The organism is Vibrio hibernica (genome assembly GCF_015223435.1).
In the GTDB taxonomy this organism is placed as follows: domain Bacteria; phylum Pseudomonadota; class Gammaproteobacteria; order Enterobacterales; family Vibrionaceae; genus Vibrio; species Vibrio hibernica.
Window position 1 is genome coordinate 54,509 of sequence record NZ_VHKO01000002.1, and the last position, 17,700, is coordinate 72,208.

Genomic DNA, 17,700 nt, shown 5'->3' on the forward strand with positions numbered 1-17,700 from the left:
TAGAAAGGTACATATCATGGGTATATTTTCACGTTTCGCCGACATCGTTAATTCCAATATCAGCGCCCTATTAGATAAAGCCGAAGATCCTGAAAAAATGATCAGGCTGATCATTCAAGAAATGGAAGACACACTTGTTGAAGTTCGTACTCATTCCGCCAAATCACTTGCCGATGATAAAGAGCTTTCGAGACGTATTTCACTTTTACAAGAACAAGTGAAAGAGTGGCAGGCTAAAGCAACGTTAGCACTGACTAAGCAAAGGGATGATTTAGCTCGGGCGGCTTTGATTGAAAAGCAAAAACTGGAAGACATTCTGAAAGATTTAGCTAATGAGAAAGCATTATTATCTGAATCGATCGACAAATTAAGTTCAGAAATTAGTAAATTGGAAAGTAAAATTACGGAAACCCGCGCACGTCAGCAATCAATTATAACGCGTAAACAAACGGCCACTCATCGTCGTGATATTAAAAAACAACTGAATACCGGGAAAACGGAACAGGCGATGTCTAAATTTGCTCAATATGAGCGTAAAATTGATGAATTAGAAGCCGAAGCCGACAGCTATGATTTAGGCACAAAAGGGAAAAACTTGGATCAAGAATTTGCAGAATTACAGGCTGACGATGATATTGAAAAAGAATTGGCTAAGTTAAAACAGAGTATGCAAGATAATTCGTGATTCGTAACTTGGTAATATGTTTCACTTTAACTCTGTATGATTTAATTAAATCGGCTTAAAAACTAGGAGCAAAAGTATGATGGCCTTTCTTGCCACGCCATTAGTGGTATTTATGATTTTCGTCGCCCCTTTATGGCTCATTTTGCATTATCGCAGTAAGCGTAAAGTATCAAATGGGTTATCATGTGAAGAGCTAGAACAACTTAAGCAACTCGCGACAAGGGCAGAAGCTATGCAAGCGCGAGTCAAAACGTTAGAAAAAATATTGGATTCAGAAGCACCGAACTGGAGATAATTAATGTCGAAGAAATCATTTTATCGAGAACCCACGACTGGAAAAATTGCAGGTATTTGCGCCGGCATTGGTCGTTATTTCGGGATTGAAGTGTGGTGGATCCGTATTCTGGCTGTCTCCATCTTTTTATTGGGCGGCAATTTGTTAGTGGTTTTTGCTTATATCGGTGTTTGGTTGATGATTGATAAGCGTCCCATTTCCTTATATGAAGAAAACCATGCCGAAGATCATACTTTAAAAAGTAAACCGTGGCAGGCCGGAAAAGTACCGTCTGAATTATTGGCGGATCTGGACGCAGAGTATCAACAAATTGAAGGCAAGCTTAGAAAGATCGAAGCCTATGTGACCTCTGATGCCTATAAAGTGAATAAAGAATTTAATCAGCTGTAATTACGGTATTTATTATAAGCAGTATAAAAAGATTCCTGAAATCCGCTATGAACTGGCCCCCAATAGTTGGACAACCAACATTGGGGGTTATTTATGTCTAAATACAGAACAGCTTAATTGGGAGCCTTTGATAATGGAAGCACAAGATACAACATGCGGCTGGGCGATGAAGCACGATAACGAACGCGAGTATCACGATCAAGAGTGGGGCGTCCCGGTTTATGATGATAGGAAGCTGTTTGAATTTATATGTTTGGAGGGAGCACAAGCGGGATTAAGTTGGCGTACCATTTTGAATAAGAGAGTCGGTTATATAGCCGCTTTTGAAGATTTTGATATTGAAAAATTGTCTAAATATGATGAGCAACGTGTACCATTTATTATTGAAAACTTTGATGTGGTGAAACACAAAGGAAAAATAACGTCAGTGTTTTCTAATGCCCGTGCTGCGATTGAATTACAAAAAGAATATGGGTCATTATCGGCTGCTTTGTGGCAATTTGTTGATGGAAAACCGCTTCAACCTCAACGCCAAAGCATAGATCAAATTCCTGCGATAAGTGATGAATCTAAAGCGTTAAGTAAATTTTTAAAAAAACGGGGCTTTAAATTTATGGGGGAAACCATTTGTTATGCTTTCATGCAAGCCGTTGGGATGGTCAATGACCATGTGGTTTTGTGTCCTTGTTACCAGAAATGTAAAATTTTTGATCCTGTAAAAAACTAAATAGTCCTGAAAAGAGATAAATATTAATAGATGATTTTTATGTTGCAACAGTGTTGATTGTCATTGGCCCTGCGGATGTCTTCCATATCGATGTTTCTCTTGTATATTTATTATCAATATTTTAGGTCAATAAGTAATCGCTTAATTTCATTAGGGTTATATTTTTTCCTTTGGGGTAGAAATTAACAACCGCTCTTTGTATGCTAACTTCATGTTGCAATTTTTTACTCAATATTATTAAACGTAATTGGATGTTGAGTGGGGATTGCATTTTTTGTTATTAGGAGAACAATATGGACGTGAAAGCAGAAAAAAGGTCCTCGACGGTATTAGTTCCCGTCTTTATACCCGCAGTTATTGTAATTGCATTAATTGTTATTGGAACCATAAGTAATCCAGCACGAGCAGGTGTTTTTTTCTCAGATATTTTATCGGCCGTTACGACTAATTTTGGTTGGTTTTATATGTTGTCTGTGGCGATCTTTTTGGTCTTCATTATTTGTGTCGCAGTCAGTAAGTGGGGTGAAATTAAACTGGGCCCAGATCACTCAGAGCCCGAATACAGTTTTCCTGAGTGGTTCGCGATGCTATTTTCAGCAGGATATGGTATAGCACTACTCTTTTTTGGTGTGGCAGAACCGGTGCTTCATTATGCATCTCCGCCAACCGGGGCTGCATTAACGGTTGATGCTGCTCGCCAAGCTATGCAAATCGCCTTTTTTCACTGGGGTTTTCATATTTGGGCTATTTACGGTTTCGTGGGCTTATCGCTTGCATACTTTGCCTTTCGTCATGGTTTACCATTATCAATGCGTTCGACTTTATACCCAATTATTGGCGATAAAATTCATGGTCCAATGGGGCATACGGTTGATGTTTTCGCCATTTTAGGCACACTATTTGGTATTGCGACCACATTGGGCTTATCGGTAACACAAATTAATACGGGTTTGAATTATCTGTGGCCGGAAATCCCGATTAATAACACCGTACAGATAATTGCGATTACGGTAATAACCCTTTGTGCGATGGCTTCTGTCGTTGCGGGTATGGATAAAGGGGTTAAAAACTTATCAATACTTAACATGGTGCTTGCGATTGCTTTAATGGTGTTTGTTTTTGCTGTCGGTCCGACAATTTTCATCTTGAATACTTTCATGCAAAACACAGGAAGTTATTTGAGCAACATTGTTGAACGTACCTTTAACCTTCAAGCCTATACTTCAAGTGATTGGATTGGTAACTGGACTTTATTCATCTTCGGCTGGACTATTGCGTGGTCTCCATTTGTTGGCTTATTTATTGCGAAAATTAGCCGTGGACGTACCATTCGCCAATTTGTTGTCGGTGTGATGGTGGTTCCTACTATCTTTACGTTTTTATGGTTCTCTGTTTTTGGTGACACGGCCCTGCATATGATCATGGTTGATGGTTACACGCATATCATCAGTGAAGTGCAAAATAACAATGCGATTGCGCTGTTTAAGTTATTTGAGCGTTTACCAATGACGTCCATTGTTTCATTTTTGACCGTGATCTTAATTGTAACTTTCTTTGTGACGTCATCAGACTCCGGATCATTGGTGATTGATTCATTAGCTTCCGGTGGAGTTAAGGAAACACCAATCTGGCAACGTGTTTTTTGGGTATCTACAGAAGGTGTCGTCGCGGCTGTTTTATTGCTTGCAGGTGGTTTAGGCGCTTTACAAACCGCAACAGTTGTCAGTGCGTTACCCTTTGCTATTATTATGCTGATCGCCATGTTTGGTATGATAAAAGCATTACGTATAGAAGGGCATCACGAAAACAGTCAGCAACAATATATGCAAATGCAACAATCGAATACGCCATCAGGTAAAGGATTGTGGAAAAAACGTTTGGCGAACTTAGTTGATTTTCCATCTCGTGACTCGGTTGAGAAGTTCATTAGTGTGACCGCGCTAAACAGCATGAAGCGTGTGGAACAAGAGCTAGAAGAACAAGAGTGGGAAGCGGAAGTTATCTTTGATGAAGAGCTATGCCGTGCACACTTTGAAGTATATAAGGAAGGTCAGGTAGAGTTTATCTATGAGATCCGCTTACGTGGTTATGAAATGCCAGAGTTTGTCAGTTCAGAAGATGATGAGCCATTAGATGAATACTACTATCGTGCGGAAGTATTCTTGCGTCGTGGTGGTCAAGCTTATGATGTGTATAACTATGATTCACAAGATATTATCAATGATATTTTGAATCAGTTTGAACGTTATCTGCATTTCATTCATATTTCTCCAGGTATTCTACCGTGGAATATGGAAGAACATGATGATGATATTCCACCCGAGCAACCAGATGCAGAACCGGAAAAAGTATAATTTCTACTTTGTAAAACCACTATGATAGTGTGAGTAAGTTAAGGCCCTGTTTTTATGACAGGGCCTTTTTTGTTTTTTAGCTCGTTTGGTGTTGACCTTTTTAATATGAACCACTAGGATTGATTTTAATTGAGCCTTAACACTTAATGAGCCTTTCTTGCATTACTTTAAACTTATGCTAAGAAAGTAGTGAAAATGAGGGGCTGGGTTATTTTGTTCTGGAAAAGGGATCAAAATGAACGGAAATAATATCTATGGGTACATTCGCATTTCTCCCAAAATGAAAGATGTAGATTCACGAATTGAACAACTGCAACAATACCAATCAGATGTGATCTTATTTAAAGAGACGGGCGTAAGAGGGAATGTAGCTTTACTCGATCGACCACAGTATCAATTATTAGCAGAGAGACTTACTACTGGTGATACGCTAGTGGTGTGGTGGTTGACGGAATTTGGTCGTCAATTTGATGACTGTTATAAAACGATAGAAGGCTTGTTAGATGAGGGTGTAAAGATCCTCACGATTAACCAGCAGCTTTCTTTATTACCAAATAATGAAAATACACAAGCGGTATTACAAGTCCTAAAAGGATATGCAGAAGCAGAAACACAACATCGTTTAATTGCCGCTGAATTTGGTCGCAGAGGTTTAAAAACCGATAAAGCGTTATGGAAAGAGAAATTTCAAGGCCGCCGGGCGGATAAAGACCAGCACCAAAAAATTGTGACATTGCTATTGGAAGGTAGAACGCTTCAAGCTGTCGCAGATGAAACAGGATCAAGTATTTCGACGGTTAAGCGAGTAAAAGCAAAATATCGTGATGGTGATGAATTAGGACAAATGCGCGGTAAATCTCATTCACACAGAAAATATTTACACAAAAATAATCATGGCCACGGGCATCATCTTAGTAAGAATGATATCGAATCGAGCCATACTGAAAACCAATCAACGGTTCAAAAAGAGATGGAGTCATAATGATGCCGAAGCGCCCATTAAAAACGACAACAGTTATTGATAGCTTTTCCTTAACGCCTAATATGCAAAGGATTGTGTTGCAAGGGGAAGAATTAAAGCAATTACAAACGCCTGACTTGGGTGGCTACATCAAGTTGATATTTCATCCTGAAGGTCATACAGATGTGAGTAATTTAGCTGATGGAGAGCGCCGGATTATGCGGACTTATACCATTAGTGAGTTGGATGTTGCACACGGGAAAATTAGTATCGATTTTGTTAAGCATGAAGCAGAGCACACTGATGAGAATAGAAATATTAGAGTTCAAGATCAAGGTGGTTATGCCATCCGTTGGGCGATGAAAGCCAAAGTTGGGGATCATATTTCCATTGGTGGCCCAGGGAATAGCCAAGATATTGATTTCAATGCGGAACAGCTATTTTTAGTAGCGGATATGACGGCTATTCCTGCTTTAAGTGCAAAAATTACAGCACTAAAACCGGATGCAGTTGGTGATGTTATTGTACAACTTACCTCAGAGCAAGACCTGCCTAATTGGACTTTGCCTCAGGGTATGACATTACATAAAGTCGTTGGGTATGAGCCTAGCCAATTGTCCGACTACGTTATCAATATTGCCGCTAAAAGTTTAGATATTGCTATTTGGTGTGCTTGCGAATTTACCGCGATGAAAACGATTCGAGGTCACTTTAATGATCATAATCTTGTTCAGCGACATAAAAGCTATTTCAGCAGCTACTGGAAACAAGGTGTTACCGAAGATGGCCATAAATTGATTAAGCGCAAAGATGCTGAAGGTTTAACGACCTTGCTATAACTATTCGTTATGTGGCAGGTAGATAAAGTTATTTTGTTTATTCATGCATTCAAGTATCATCTTTATTAGAAGTCTATACGGCTATTTTAGTGAGCTGCTTAATTTAAAGGAATAAGATGATGTTGAAGAATAAAATAACACGATTACTTTGTGTTCTGCCGCTAATTTTGGCTTTATCAGCTTGTGGTCAAAAAGAAGAAAGCCATATCATTAAAGTTGGCGCAACAGTTGGACCACATGCACAAGTGGTTGAAGCGGTTGCAGAAGAGGCAGCGAAGCAAGGCTTAAAAGTCGAAGTTGTGACTTTTTCAGATTACATTACTCCTAATGCAGCGCTCGCAGATGGAAGCATTGATATTAATAGCTACCAACATCAACCGTTCTTAGATAACTACAATAACAATAATAAAGCGCAGCTTGTTTCGATTGGACATTCTATTTTAATGCGTATGGGTATTTATTCGAAAAAATACCACTCTCTTTCTGAGCTGCCTGACAATGCAGAAATTACCATTCCAAATGATCCAACTAATAGTGGGCGTGGGCTTTTACTACTGGCCGATGCAAAGCTAATCACTTTAAAACCAAATGTAGATGATAAAGCAACGGTGTACGATATTATCGATAACCCTAAACATCTTAAATTTATTGAAATGGATGCTGCTCAATTACCACGTACGTTAGATGATGTGGCCGCTTCTGTAATCACCATGAATTATGTAATGTCATCGGGCCTTGATCCTAAGAAGGAAGGTATTTATCTTGAACCTAAAGATACGAAACTTGCCATAATGGTTATTGCCACCCGTGTCGCCGATAAAGACAAAGAATCGTATAAAAAGTTTGTTGAGATTTACCACTCACAGCCTATCCGCGACTTTATACAAAAAACGTTTAAAGGCACGATTGAACCTGCATTTTAGAACATTTTTAAATTCTAATATTGGGTATAAAGAAAAACGGCCATCTATAATAATAGCTGGCCGTTTTTTTCATGATTAATCCGTAGTAATGAAGACGTTGTTATTGGTCTTAGTTATTCAAGACAGCATTATAAGCGGCAAACCCGCGCTCTAAATCTTCAATTAAGTCTTCTACATTTTCTAAGCCAATATGCACTCGAAAGAGAGTCCCGGTAAAGTGAGGGTTGGCGACAGTACGCATGTTATCGAAGCTGCTTGGTTCATTGGCTAGGATTAGGCTTTCATAGCCACCCCATGAATAACCCATACTGAAATGTTCAACCGTATCTAAGAAAGCAGTGGTGGCTTCTTTATTACTGCTTGTTAATACAAATGAAAACAGGCCATTGCCACCAGTGAAATCTCGCTTATAAAATTCATGGCCAGGGCAAGACTCAAAAGCAGGGTGGCGAATATGATCGACTTCAGAGCGAGCTTCAAGCCATTTTGCAATCGCTAGGCTGCTTTGTTCGTGTTGCTTTAACCGGACACTCAAGGTACGTAATCCACGTAATCCAGTATAAGCATCATCAGGGGAGACACACTGGCCGAGTAAATAACTTTGCTCGCGCAATTGTGGCCAGTGTTTTTCGTTAGCAACTGCAGTGCCGAGCATGACATCAGAATGACCAACAATGTATTTAGTCGCCGCTTGAATAGACACATCAACACCATGCTTAAATGGTGAGAAGTTCACACCTGCCGCCCAAGTGTTATCAAGCATGACGATGATATCTTGCTCATGCGCAATACGAGAAAGGGTTGGAATATCTTGAATCTCCATGGTGTAAGAACCAGGAGATTCCGTAAATAAAATTTTTGTATTCGGGCGAATTAACCCACGAATGCCTTCACCTATTGTTGGATCATAATAGGTGGTTTCAATCCCCATTTTTTTGAGGATAATATTACAAAAATCGCGGGTAGGTTCGTAACAGGTATCCACCATTAGAATATGGTCACCGTGCTCAACAAAAGATAAAATAGAATTCGTGATTGCCGCCGCGCCACAAGGATAAAGGGCACAACCCGCGCCACCTTCAATTTCGACCATCGCTTCTTGAAATGCAAAGTGGGTTTCAGTACCACGACGGCCATAAAATAAGGTATGACCTTGTCGTTTCATTGTGGCCGCATTTTTTTCTGCAACAGTATTAAAAACAATTGTTGATGCACGTTGAATTGGTGGGTTAACCACGCCATGAGTCCATTTTTTATTGCGTCCTGCGGTGACTAGTCTAGTTTCATACTTCTTGGTCATCTTACGTCCTTTTAATTCTGTTGTTTGATACTAAGTACTGGTGAAGATCTCATTAAAGCAATGGGTTAAATAGGTAAAACAATCGTTCTAACATTCGATGGAAAAGACTACGATTTTGCCATTCAATTGGATCTATACTGCGTGATTGTTCGATATAGGTTTCTTGTACCCAATATAACTCTTTGGTGAATTCATCATCATCGACCGCGAGTGTTAATTCAAAGTTTAACCACAAGCTTCGCATATCAAGATTAACGCTACCAATTAGGCAGTTTTGTTGATCAATAACAACGGATTTAGTATGTAATAAGCCGCCGTCAAATTGATAAATTTTCACTCCGGCTTCAAGTAATTCGGCAAAAAATGATTTAGAAGCCCAGTTGACTAAGAAGGAGTCATTTTTTTTCGGTAATATCAATTCAACGGTCACGCCACGATAAGCCGTTGTTTTGATCACTTGAAGTAGATTATCACTAGGAACAAAGTATGGTGTGGTGATCCGTACGGATTCTTTAGCTTGGCTAATAGCGATCGTTAATACTTGCTGAATCAGGTTTTCAGGCATGCCAGGGCCAGAAGGGACGACTTGAATCGGGTGCAATGCGCCATTAGTTTCAATGTTGCATACCGGAATACTTGGTAAATGACGCTCTCCTGTTTCAACTTCCCAATCCCAAGCATGTATTGCAGCCAGAACATTAACCGTCGGGCCTGTCACTCTTACCATCACATCAATCCATTGGCCATAACCAGCATCTTGTTTGAAATATAAAGGGTCAACCATGTTCATTGAACCGGTGTAGGCGATTTCATCGTCAATGGTGATGATTTTTCGATGCAAGCGCAAATCAAGACGACGAAAGAACATCCGAAAAGCATTCACTTCTAATGCTTGAAGGATATGGATACCCGATTCTTTCATTAAACGGTGCCAGTGGCTGCGAAAGAATTTAGGGCTTCCCGCGGAGTCAATTAATATTTGGATTTTGATACCGCGATTTGCTGCTTGAATTAATGCAGCATTAACTAAGTCGATGAGCCCACCATTTTCCCAAATGTAAAACTCAATCCGAATATTTTCTTGAGCATTTTCGATATCCCTAATAATGGAATATAAAATTTTCTCTGGTGTATCTTGCAGTGAAAGTGTGTTGCCACACAGCGCTGGGATAGCTGTGCGATAAGTGCATAAATCATGGATTTGTGATAATTGGAGATTGAGTAGTTTAGGTTGGTGTGCTTGGCATTCATGTAATTGAGTAAACCATTCACCGTAAGGCTCAAACATCTTTTGTGAGCGTTCTGCTCGTTTTCGACCAAGATTTAGCTCACCAAACAGGAAGTAACAAATTACTCCAACAAAAGGAATGATATAGATGATCATCAGCCAAGCTAGAGAGACACTAACGGCTCTACGTTTCACAACGACGCGTATTGTTACGGCTGCGACCAGTAACCAATAACCAATGACACCTGCTAAGGCGATAATTTGATAAAGTTTTTCCATGAACTCGCATTATTAAATAGAGTAGAAACAGACATCGATACTAGCATTAATTAGCATGGGATTTGAAAGCTTTCTGCTGCTGTAGCAAATAAATTGTCATTATTCATATTGATATTAAAAAAGAGAGCTTAAATGGCATTTACAATCAATAATCAAGCCAAATTTGTAGCTAAATGATTATCCCATTAATGGTTCAACTGTTTGATGGTGTTTTACTCTATTTATATCGATTGATTTATCTCGAAATAGCTACACCTTAAAAAGAAAGTAATTAAATATGCTGCTTTGACTTTAAATTCATTGCGTAACCTGCTTTACTTACGCTCTTTTTTTCGTTTTCATGACTATTTTTCCTATGATGATTGTAAATTCATAGCTGTGATGACGGTAACTTTTTGATAATAAACTATAAATAGAGCTGATGAGTCTTCATTACGCTTTTATATAATGCTCTAAAGGAACAATGTTGTGAATATGAAGTTATTCGGTAGTTCTTTAATTCTAGCGGGAACCGCGTTAGGGGCTGGTATGTTGGCTATTCCTATGGTGTTGGCGCAATTTGGCTTCTTATGGAGTTTAGCGTTAATGGTTTTTATTTTCCTAGGAACTACTTATGCTTCTTTATTACTTGCAGAAGCATGCACCAAAACCGAAGACAATGGCGGCCTTAGTACGGTAGCGTTTGCCACTCTTGGGGCGAAAGGCAAGTATGCAATGAATCTCTGTTTCTACTTGTTACTACTTTGCCTTATTGTTGCTTATCTTTTGGGGCTAGGTGATCTATTTCATAAGCTTTTGTTATCTTTTGGGTTTGATGTGCCACAACCTATTTGTTATTCAGTTTTTAGCATATTGATGGGAATTATTGTTGTATCAGGTAAAAGCCACATTGATAAACTGAATCGTATTCTATTTATTCTCATGGTCGTGATGTTATTTATCGTCATTATTAGTTTATTCTCTGATCTTCATTTTGATTATTTATTGCAATCGGCAGATGTTTCGATGCGAGATGTAGTCAAGTACAGTACAGTTATTTTTACCAGTTTTGCTTCTATGGTTGTGATCCCATCACTGGTTTCATATAACCATGAAGCTTCAGCTAAACAAATTCGTAATATGGTTTGGTTAGGTTCGATTATTCCGCTTATCTGCTATTTGACCTGGTTGGCCGCTATTATTGGTAACTTGGGAACTGACCAAATTAGCCAATTCAATAATATCTCTGAGTTGATTAAGGCATTCAGTGGGCATTCATCTATATTGCAAATGGTGATTTCGATTTTTTCTGCATTAGCTTTGATTACCTCGTTTTTGGGTGTCTCGATGGCGTTGTTTGATCAAAATAAAGATGCGATTTCGAATAGTAATGCTGTGAGTTTTAGTTTGACGTTTATTCTGCCACTCTTTTTTGTTGCAGTATTTTCAGATCAATTTATTAGCATGTTAGATTACGCAGGAATGGTTTTGGTTTTCTTGGCTCTTTGGGGTCCATTAGCAATGGCTATGAGTACGCGTAGGTCGACGTTTAAACTTGTCGATGGTGTAGATACTTATACCGCAGAGGGCGGGCGATTTATGTTGGTCGTGACCTTCTTATTTGGTGCCTTTATTTTTATTTCGTGGTTTATACAGTAAGTAAGATACAAAGTTACTTGATATCGCCTGAAGCAGCGCTGAATAATTTTTAGTGCTGCTTTTTTATTTATGCCCGATGCATCATTATCATCAATATGTGAAGATGCGGTATACTTCGGCCAAAATCAGAATGAATATATTTGGAAGTGTATGTTTGATGTTGTTATGGATAGGCCTGACTTTTTAATTATCAATAAACATCCCAATGTGAGTGTGCATAAAGATGACGGCGAAACATCGCTACTTATTGAAGTTGCTAAAAAAACCGGTTTTGAGACACTGTTTCTCGTCCATCGGCTAGACAAAATGACGTCGGGCTTATTATTGCTTGCTAAAAATCAGTCTGCTGCGAGTGAATTATCCCAGCAATTTGCTCACCGTAAAGTGACGAAGTTTTATCTCGCCATTGGCGTTAAAAAACCGAAGAAGAAGCAAGGGTTAGTCTCTGGTGATATGGAGCGTTCACGACGTTCTAGTTGGAAATTGACGACAGGGCAAACGAATCCAGCTCAAACACAGTTTTTCTCTGTCGCGGGTGAGCAAGGTGAACGTATTTTTCTTTGTAAACCTAGAACCGGTAAAACACACCAAATCCGCGTAGCATTGAATTCTATCGGTTCTTCTATTGTCGGTGATTCGATTTATACGCCCTCAAGTATTGCTGATAGAGGCTATTTACATGCTTATGTTTTACAGTTTCAGTATCACGATGAAATGATTAGTGCACGTTGTGACCCTTCCGATTTACGATGGAATCAACAGAAAAATATGGGCGAAAAATGGCAAAGTGATGCGGTAAAGCAAGCGTTGTTAAGCTGGCAAAAACCTTGTGAGTTAAATTGGCCCGTTATAAAAATCAGTAATTAAACTTATGTACAGTAATCAAGAAAAAGTGAACTTAACTATGCAAGCCACAGCGTTACCTAAATTTTTTTTCGAACTCGATAAAACTCTTTCTGATTGTAAAACGGAAGTACGCCGTTTATTTCATGGTCGTGGTCAGTGCTGGGCAGGGTTGGAACAGTTAACGGCAGATTGGCTTGGACAGCAATTAATTGTCAGCTTATTTAAGCCGGTAGATGATGCGTTTCTAAAAGAACTGAAACAAGGATTGGTAGATTTTACTCAGTCAACTATTTGGCAGCAGTCGGAAGGAAAAGCCATTGGGTTGCAGCACCGATATGAGCATGGGGCACCGTTCGAGCTTCTATTTGGTGAGCTTGATGTACATCCTATCGGTGTCGAAAATGGCTTAAAGTATCAACTTGATGTCGGTAGGAATCAAAATTCTGGTTTATTTTTAGATATGCGTTTAGGCCGTGAATGGGTACGAAACGAATCTCAAGGGAAATCGGTCTTAAATTTATTTTCGTATACGTGTGCTTTTTCTGTTGTTGCCATTGAAGGCGGCGCAACCAATGTGGTAAATGTCGATATGGCGAAAGGGGCGTTAAGTCGAGGTCGGGATAATCATCGATTGAACGGACATGATCTATCTAATATTAGTTTTTTAGGGCACGATATTTTGCGCTCATTTGGCAAGATAACAAAATATGGGCCTTATGATCTGATTGTGATTGATCCACCGAGCTTTCAAAAAGGCAGCTTCGCTTTAACCAAAGATTATAAAAAAGTCCTACGTCGTTTACCTAGCTTGTTGAAGGAGAAAGGTACCGTACTGGCTTGTGTTAATTCTCCAGCAGTAACATCGGATTTTTTAATTGATTCTATGGCGGAGGAAGCACCAGAGCTTATTTACCAACAGCGTTTGGAAAATCCAGCTGAGTTTGCTGATATTGATGAACAGGCAAGTTTGAAGGCGTTAATTTTCATACGGTAATCATTTCACGCTAGCTAATAGTATGATATCTCAAGTTCAACGTTAGATATGAAAACGGCCAATTTAGTCTCTGTATAGCAGAGGTTACATTGGCCGTTTCTACGATTATTTTTAGATGCCTCTGTTTTTCTACTCTTCTTTCTCTAGTGCTTCACAAGCTTCTTTGGAGGCGACTTCTTGGCTGATCAATTTACCGCGTTCACTGCGTAGTATTAATTTATAAACTACGCCTTGATCTAATACGGTACGGACTTCTTTATCGCTGCAATAATAACGAATACTGGCATCAATCAAGGCGCTTGGTGCGATTTTACCGGTATCGTTGTAGATCATTAACAATTCAACGGTGTGATCTTTTGCTTGGGCGCTCATGATGTGTAATGGGCCAGATTTATAAGGAAGGCTGGACTCTAAAACGGCTGCTCGGTGGTCAGCCATAATGGAAACCTGATCGGTTGAGCTACAACCAAATAAAATTGATGTAGTGAGTATAGTCAGTAATACCGCTTTAATTTTCATAAAAACTCTTTATGGAAGGACTTTTTTGAATGGTTTCACTGTGACATGAGCATAAACACCCGCAGCAATATAAGGGTCATTATCTGCCCATGTTTTCGCATCGGTTAAAGAATTGAACTCAGCAATAACAGTTGAACCAGTAAAGCCTGCATCGCCTGGGTTTTCTGAGTCTATAGCAGGCATCGGGCCAGCAACAAGCAGGCGGCCTTCATCTTTTAGTGTATTTAATCGCTCTAAGTGTTTATCTCTAACACTCATGCGTTTTTCGAGAGAGTTTTCAACGTCTTGAGAAAAAATGACATACCACATTGATAATAGTCCTTTATTGTATTGAAACTAACAATAGTTTTTAGATTATTGCTGTATTGAATGAATAACTTAATATACGCTGCAAAAAAAAATAAGGCTACCATTTGACCGTAAAAGCCAGATTGGTAGCCTATTTTATGCGCTTGGAAACACACCTTAGAATTGGTTACTTTGCTTGTACCTGAGGACGAACTGCACAAGGGCGACCATTGGCATCAATAGAAACATAATTAAACGTGGCTTCACAAACTTTATTTTTTGCGCCTACACCTTCAAGGCTTACTGATTTAACCCAAACCTCTAAAGTAATCGACATTGAAGTATTGCCGACTTTAATGCAATCGCCATAACAGCAGACGACATCGCCAACCGCAACGGGTTGTTTGAAGGTGATGCTAGAAACGGAAACCGTCACCACACGACTGTTGGCTATTTCTTTAGCTAGAATCGCACCAGCTAGATCGAGTTGAGACATGATCCAGCCACCAAAAATATCACCATTAGCATTGGTGTCTGCAGGCATGGCTAAAGTACGAAGGATCATTGAGCCTTTAGGTGTGTCTAATTCAGTGTTCATTGTTTCTTCCTAAACATGACTTCTTCCTAAACATGACTTAGGAAGAATATTGAATCGCCACAGTTAAGTGGCGATTCATGATGGAGTAGAGATCCAGTTATAGATACCGGGGGTTATTTTTCTTTAGTTTCTTTTGGCATGTATTTATAGATATAAACACCAGTTAATAACGTATAGGCAAAAGTGGCGATTAATAAACCAAAGACTTTAAAATTAACCCAGGCATCCAACGGTAATTTATAAGCTACATAAATATTGATAACCGCGCATAGTGCAAAAAATATCACCCATGCAATATTGACGCGTTTCCAAATGGTGTCGGGTAAAGTGATTTCTTTACCAAGCATGCCTTTAATAACAGGCTTACCAATATAATCTGAGACTAATAGACCAATAGAGAATAATGAATAGATAATGGTTACTTTCCATTTAATGAAGTTATCATCGTGGAAAAATAGTGTCATACCACCAAAAATAGCCACCATTAAAAAAGTAATAATTTGCATTTTTTCTACTTTCTTATAAAGGAAGTAGGTCACAGTCACTTGGACGGCGGTAGCCGCAATTAATGCACCTGTGGCGACATAAATGTCATAACTTTTGTAGAGAAAGAAAAAAATAACCAGTGGAATAAAATCAATAAATTGCTTCATGCTGTCTTTTGTCTGTTATCAATGATGGGCTCAGTCTAACCAATTTCATTCAAATGAAAACCATTTAGAGATGCTTTGCTACAAAAAAGGAGCAAATCTGCTCCTTTTGTTTGTCTAATAGACAGTATTTCGTCTTATTCACATTACTTTTGCGTTGCCGTTTTCATTCCTGAAACAAAGGTGGCAAGTTTTTCTAGCATGATTTTTGGGTTATTCTCATTTTTTTCAATAATTTTGACTATCGCTGAACCAGAAATTGCACCTGCAGCGCCTGCAATAATGGCTTCATGGACTTGTGATGGATCTGAAATACCAAATCCAAGTAGTGCAGGAGGGGCGTTAAATTGGCTTAATCTATCGAGCAAGGCGTGAACTGGCATATTAGCTTTGGTTTCTGCGCCAGTGACACCTGAACGAGAAAGCAAATAAGTATAGCCACCACCTAAACTTGATACTTGTTCTAAGGTTTTATCATCGGCTGTAGGTGGCGCGATAAAAATAGGATGAATACCATGAGCCTTGGCTGCTTGATTAAATGGTGCACTTTCACCGGTTGGTACATCCGCGATTAAGACAGAATCAACGCCAGCTTGTTGGCAACGAGAATAAAAATCATCAATACCACGAGAAAAGACTAAATTAGCATAAACGAGTAAACCAATTGGCATATCTGGATATTCACGGCGAATTTGCGTGATAATCTCAAAGCAGGTGTCTGGTGTTGTTCCTGCATCTAATGCACGAATATTTGCGCCTTGAATCGTTGGCCCATCAGCAAGTGGATCGGAGAATGGGAAACCAAGCTCTAATGCATCGGCACCGGATTTAATTAAGGTATGAATGATCTCTAATGATAGTTCTGGATTTGGATCGCCAATCGTAACAAAGGGAACAAATGCACCTTGTTTTTTCTCTTTGAGAGAGCTGAATAGAGATTCATAGCGTTGTATTAATACTGTCATTATAAAGCTCCTCCTTTTTCTTCTAATAACCTGTCTTCCAATAACTTATGTACCGTGAAAATATCTTTATCGCCACGACCAGAAAGGTTGACCACTAATAGTTGTTCTTTTTCCGGATCTTCGTAAGCCATCTTTAAGGCATAAGCAAGGGCATGAGAAGACTCAAGTGCAGGAATAATGCCTTCATGTAATGCAAGGTTTTGGAATGCATCCAGTGCTTCATCATCGGTGATAGAAACATATTGTGCGCGACCAGTAGCATTTAGGTGTGCGTGTTGTGGGCCAACCGATGGGAAATCTAACCCTGCGGAAACAGAATAAGATTCTTCAATTTGACCAAAGTTGTCTTGCATTAACGGTGATTTCATACCAAAGAAAATCCCAGTTTTACCATGTTTAAGTGGTGCACCATGTTGGTTCGTATCGATACCTAAACCCGCCGGTTCAACACCGATTAAACCAACTTCTGTATCCGGAATGAAATCAGCAAACATACCGATGGCATTAGAACCGCCACCAACACAAGCAATGACAGCATCTGGCAGACGGCCTTCACGTGCAAGAATTTGATTTTTGGTTTCTTCACCGATCATGCGCTGGAATTCACGCACTATGGTTGGGAATGGATGAGGACCTGCGGCTGTACCTAAAAGGTAATGGGCATCTTCATAAGTGGCGGACCAGTCACGCAACGCTTCATTGCATGCATCTTTTAAGGTGGCTGAACCTGAATGGACTGGAATAACTTCCGCACCCATTAATTTCATGCGGAAGACGTTAGGGCTTTGACGTTCAACATCTTTTGCTCCCATGTAGACGCGACATTTTAAATCGAGTAATGCACAAGCTAATGCAGTTGCAACGCCATGCTGCCCAGCGCCAGTTTCCGCTATGATTTCTTTTTTACCCATACGTTTAGCGAGAAGGGCTTGACCTAATACTTGGTTGGTTTTGTGTGCACCGCCATGAAGTAAATCTTCACGTTTCAAGTACAATTTCGTTTTTGTACCTTTTGTCATATTACGGCATAAAGTCAATGCAGTCGGGCGACCTGCATATTCTTGTAATAATCCCATGAACTCGGCTTGGAACTCATCATCTTCTTGTGCGTCAATAAACGCTTGCTCAAGTTGATCAAGTGCTGGCACTAAAATTTGAGGTACATATTGACCACCAAACTCACCAAAATACGGGTCTAACTTAGGCATACAATAATCCTTT

At 39.4% G+C, this 17,700-nt stretch carries 19 protein-coding genes; 11 read left to right on the forward strand and 8 right to left on the reverse strand.

The annotated features are described in order from the left end of the window. Positions 1 to 16: 16 nt before the first annotated feature. The 8 genes from pspA to FH976_RS01565 all read left to right on the forward strand — a co-directional run bounded on the left by pspA (position 17) and on the right by FH976_RS01565 (position 7,174). Positions 17 to 685: a phage shock protein PspA gene (pspA, locus tag FH976_RS01530; protein WP_194089156.1), complete on the forward strand. Its 669-nt coding sequence runs from the start codon at positions 17 to 19 to the stop codon at positions 683 to 685. A 76-nt stretch (positions 686 to 761) separates the two neighbouring features. Next, positions 762 to 980, forward strand: coding sequence for an envelope stress response membrane protein PspB (gene pspB, locus FH976_RS01535; protein ID WP_194089157.1), 219 nt, complete (start codon positions 762 to 764; stop codon positions 978 to 980). Positions 981 to 983: 3 nt separating this feature from the next. Then, positions 984 to 1,370 (forward strand): envelope stress response membrane protein PspC, encoded by a 387-nt coding sequence (gene pspC / locus FH976_RS01540; RefSeq protein ID WP_194089158.1) that lies wholly within the window; start codon positions 984 to 986, stop codon positions 1,368 to 1,370. 133 nt (positions 1,371 to 1,503) lie between these two features. Beyond that, positions 1,504 to 2,097 carry a DNA-3-methyladenine glycosylase I gene (locus FH976_RS01545; protein WP_194089159.1) on the forward strand — a complete coding sequence of 198 codons (594 nt, stop codon included), beginning with the start codon at positions 1,504 to 1,506 and terminating at the stop codon, positions 2,095 to 2,097. A 293-nt stretch (positions 2,098 to 2,390) separates the two neighbouring features. Next, on the forward strand, positions 2,391 to 4,451 hold the full coding sequence (locus FH976_RS01550; RefSeq protein ID WP_194089160.1) for a BCCT family transporter: 2,061 nt from the start codon (positions 2,391 to 2,393) through the stop codon (positions 4,449 to 4,451). Positions 4,452 to 4,686: 235 nt separating this feature from the next. Beyond that, positions 4,687 to 5,433: a recombinase family protein gene (locus tag FH976_RS01555; RefSeq protein WP_194089161.1), complete on the forward strand. Its 747-nt coding sequence runs from the start codon at positions 4,687 to 4,689 to the stop codon at positions 5,431 to 5,433. Further along, a complete protein-coding gene (locus FH976_RS01560; RefSeq protein WP_194089162.1) occupies positions 5,433 to 6,251 on the forward strand; it encodes a siderophore-interacting protein in 819 nt (272 codons plus the stop codon). Before FH976_RS01555 ends, FH976_RS01560 begins: the two co-directional genes overlap by 1 nt. Positions 6,252 to 6,367: 116 nt before the next feature. After that, positions 6,368 to 7,174: a MetQ/NlpA family ABC transporter substrate-binding protein gene (locus tag FH976_RS01565; RefSeq protein WP_194089163.1), complete on the forward strand. Its 807-nt coding sequence runs from the start codon at positions 6,368 to 6,370 to the stop codon at positions 7,172 to 7,174. 109 nt (positions 7,175 to 7,283) lie between these two features. On the opposite strand, the gene FH976_RS01570 is transcribed toward FH976_RS01565, so the two are convergent. Both FH976_RS01570 and cls read right to left on the reverse strand, forming a co-directional pair. Then, positions 7,284 to 8,474 carry a cystathionine beta-lyase gene (locus FH976_RS01570; RefSeq protein ID WP_194089164.1) on the reverse strand — a complete coding sequence of 397 codons (1,191 nt, stop codon included), beginning with the start codon at positions 8,472 to 8,474 and terminating at the stop codon, positions 7,284 to 7,286. A 52-nt stretch (positions 8,475 to 8,526) separates the two neighbouring features. Then, positions 8,527 to 9,981 (reverse strand): cardiolipin synthase, encoded by a 1,455-nt coding sequence (gene cls, locus FH976_RS01575; protein WP_194089165.1) that lies wholly within the window; start codon positions 9,979 to 9,981, stop codon positions 8,527 to 8,529. Positions 9,982 to 10,455: 474 nt separating this feature from the next. On the opposite strand from cls, the gene FH976_RS01580 reads away from it, so the two are divergent. The 3 genes from FH976_RS01580 (at position 10,456) to FH976_RS01590 (ending at position 13,459) form a co-directional block, all read left to right on the forward strand. Continuing rightward, positions 10,456 to 11,619, forward strand: a complete 1,164-nt coding sequence (locus FH976_RS01580; RefSeq protein ID WP_194089262.1) for an aromatic amino acid transport family protein — start codon at positions 10,456 to 10,458, stop codon at positions 11,617 to 11,619. Positions 11,620 to 11,769: 150 nt separating this feature from the next. Further along, entirely contained in the window at positions 11,770 to 12,486 is a 717-nt protein-coding gene (locus FH976_RS01585; RefSeq protein ID WP_194089166.1) for a TIGR01621 family pseudouridine synthase, read from the forward strand. 37 nt (positions 12,487 to 12,523) lie between these two features. Then, positions 12,524 to 13,459 (forward strand): class I SAM-dependent methyltransferase, encoded by a 936-nt coding sequence (locus FH976_RS01590; RefSeq protein WP_194089263.1) that lies wholly within the window; start codon positions 12,524 to 12,526, stop codon positions 13,457 to 13,459. Between the two features lie 129 nt (positions 13,460 to 13,588). Here FH976_RS01590 and gspS2 read toward each other — a convergent pair whose 3' ends face one another. The 6 genes from gspS2 to trpB all read right to left on the reverse strand — a co-directional run bounded on the left by gspS2 (position 13,589) and on the right by trpB (position 17,687). Beyond that, positions 13,589 to 13,978 (reverse strand): type II secretion system pilot lipoprotein GspS-beta, encoded by a 390-nt coding sequence (gene gspS2 / locus FH976_RS01595; RefSeq protein WP_194089167.1) that lies wholly within the window; start codon positions 13,976 to 13,978, stop codon positions 13,589 to 13,591. A gap of 9 nt (positions 13,979 to 13,987) precedes the next feature. Beyond that, positions 13,988 to 14,287 (reverse strand): YciI family protein, encoded by a 300-nt coding sequence (locus FH976_RS01600; RefSeq protein WP_194089168.1) that lies wholly within the window; start codon positions 14,285 to 14,287, stop codon positions 13,988 to 13,990. A gap of 166 nt (positions 14,288 to 14,453) precedes the next feature. Further along, entirely contained in the window at positions 14,454 to 14,864 is a 411-nt protein-coding gene (gene yciA, locus FH976_RS01605) for an acyl-CoA thioester hydrolase YciA (RefSeq protein WP_194089169.1), read from the reverse strand. 113 nt (positions 14,865 to 14,977) lie between these two features. Beyond that, the gene (locus FH976_RS01610) at positions 14,978 to 15,517 is read right to left on the reverse strand and encodes a septation protein A (RefSeq protein WP_194089170.1); all 540 of its coding nucleotides are present in this window, start codon (positions 15,515 to 15,517) and stop codon (positions 14,978 to 14,980) included. A gap of 143 nt (positions 15,518 to 15,660) precedes the next feature. Next, entirely contained in the window at positions 15,661 to 16,467 is an 807-nt protein-coding gene (gene trpA / locus FH976_RS01615) for a tryptophan synthase subunit alpha (RefSeq protein ID WP_194089264.1), read from the reverse strand. A gap of 11 nt (positions 16,468 to 16,478) precedes the next feature. After that, positions 16,479 to 17,687 (reverse strand): tryptophan synthase subunit beta, encoded by a 1,209-nt coding sequence (trpB, locus tag FH976_RS01620; protein ID WP_194089171.1) that lies wholly within the window; start codon positions 17,685 to 17,687, stop codon positions 16,479 to 16,481. Positions 17,688 to 17,700 lie beyond the last annotated feature (13 nt).

What these genes read in the sequence shown, in the direction of transcription:
- pspA (WP_194089156.1), top strand. Translation starts at nt 17, where the DNA reads ATGGGTATATTTTCACGTTTCGCCGACATCGTTAATTCCAATATCAGC.
- pspB (WP_194089157.1), top strand. Translation starts at nt 762, where the DNA reads ATGATGGCCTTTCTTGCCACGCCATTAGTGGTATTTATGATTTTCGTC.
- pspC (WP_194089158.1), top strand. Translation starts at nt 984, where the DNA reads ATGTCGAAGAAATCATTTTATCGAGAACCCACGACTGGAAAAATTGCA.
- FH976_RS01545 (WP_194089159.1), top strand. Translation starts at nt 1,504, where the DNA reads ATGGAAGCACAAGATACAACATGCGGCTGGGCGATGAAGCACGATAAC.
- FH976_RS01550 (WP_194089160.1), top strand. Translation starts at nt 2,391, where the DNA reads ATGGACGTGAAAGCAGAAAAAAGGTCCTCGACGGTATTAGTTCCCGTC.
- FH976_RS01555 (WP_194089161.1), top strand. Translation starts at nt 4,687, where the DNA reads ATGAACGGAAATAATATCTATGGGTACATTCGCATTTCTCCCAAAATG.
- FH976_RS01560 (WP_194089162.1), top strand. Translation starts at nt 5,433, where the DNA reads ATGATGCCGAAGCGCCCATTAAAAACGACAACAGTTATTGATAGCTTT.
- FH976_RS01565 (WP_194089163.1), top strand. Translation starts at nt 6,368, where the DNA reads ATGATGTTGAAGAATAAAATAACACGATTACTTTGTGTTCTGCCGCTA.
- FH976_RS01570 (WP_194089164.1), bottom strand. Translation starts at nt 8,474, where the DNA reads ATGACCAAGAAGTATGAAACTAGACTAGTCACCGCAGGACGCAATAAA.
- cls (WP_194089165.1), bottom strand. Translation starts at nt 9,981, where the DNA reads ATGGAAAAACTTTATCAAATTATCGCCTTAGCAGGTGTCATTGGTTAT.
- FH976_RS01580 (WP_194089262.1), top strand. Translation starts at nt 10,456, where the DNA reads ATGAAGTTATTCGGTAGTTCTTTAATTCTAGCGGGAACCGCGTTAGGG.
- FH976_RS01585 (WP_194089166.1), top strand. Translation starts at nt 11,770, where the DNA reads ATGTTTGATGTTGTTATGGATAGGCCTGACTTTTTAATTATCAATAAA.
- FH976_RS01590 (WP_194089263.1), top strand. Translation starts at nt 12,524, where the DNA reads ATGCAAGCCACAGCGTTACCTAAATTTTTTTTCGAACTCGATAAAACT.
- gspS2 (WP_194089167.1), bottom strand. Translation starts at nt 13,978, where the DNA reads ATGAAAATTAAAGCGGTATTACTGACTATACTCACTACATCAATTTTA.
- FH976_RS01600 (WP_194089168.1), bottom strand. Translation starts at nt 14,287, where the DNA reads ATGTGGTATGTCATTTTTTCTCAAGACGTTGAAAACTCTCTCGAAAAA.
- yciA (WP_194089169.1), bottom strand. Translation starts at nt 14,864, where the DNA reads ATGAACACTGAATTAGACACACCTAAAGGCTCAATGATCCTTCGTACT.
- FH976_RS01610 (WP_194089170.1), bottom strand. Translation starts at nt 15,517, where the DNA reads ATGAAGCAATTTATTGATTTTATTCCACTGGTTATTTTTTTCTTTCTC.
- trpB (WP_194089171.1), bottom strand. Translation starts at nt 17,687, where the DNA reads ATGCCTAAGTTAGACCCGTATTTTGGTGAGTTTGGTGGTCAATATGTA.